The following is a 785-nucleotide window of genomic DNA, read 5'->3' on the forward strand; positions in this document are numbered from 1 at the left end:
GATCTAGGACGCATTTTATTCCGCGTCGAGGGCAACCGCGCAGGTAAACATGACCCACGACCACGAGTGTTCTTTTCGGATTACAACGGCAACGTCTTAACCACCGATAAGCGCAGTAACTTTCAACTGCGTGCGATGCAAAACTTTGTCACCAGTATTGAAGATTACAACAAGCCAAAACAGAGACTTTATGGCCGCTATATGATTGCCGGCCCTGTGCCAATCGTTCTGGCCGACTCTGATCTTCTGATGTACGTTGGCTTTAAATGGAACGAGCCACCACCGCTGCTACTGCGTCTCTTCGACCACCCATTCCAGTTACTGTTGGCCGTCATGCTGGTGAGCACGCCATTACTGCTGTGGCTTGCTTGGGCGCTGAGCCAACCCGCACGCCGCCTTGAAGCCGCCGCACAGCGAGTGGCAAAAGGTGAGTTCGTCATCGATCCGAATCTTGAAAAAGGCACCGCAGAATTTCGTCAAGCGGGCAGCAGCTTCAACCAAATGGTCGAAGCGGTGAATCAGATGATTTCAGGTCAGCAGCGTTTACTGTCGGACATTTCTCACGAATTACGCTCGCCACTCACTCGATTGCGCATGGCCAGTGCATTAGCGACGCGCAAACAGGGTGACAGCCCTGAGTTGGTTCGGATTGATACCGAAGCGCAGGGCCTTGGGCAGATGATCAGCGAATTGCTTGAGCTCTCGCGCATGCAGGTGAACAGCCACATGACACGCGAGACACAGCCAATAGAAAGTTTGTGGGAAGAGATCATTAAAGATGCGCA

General features: G+C 52.6%; 1 protein-coding gene. It reads left to right on the top strand.

The window, feature by feature from the left end; all coding sequences use genetic code 11:
* The coding region (locus tag R7Z77_RS25020) for a histidine kinase dimerization/phospho-acceptor domain-containing protein (RefSeq protein WP_318137001.1) at positions 1–785 on the top strand (785 nt) is incomplete at both ends.

It is taken from the genome of Vibrio sp. 1401, assembly GCF_033340295.1.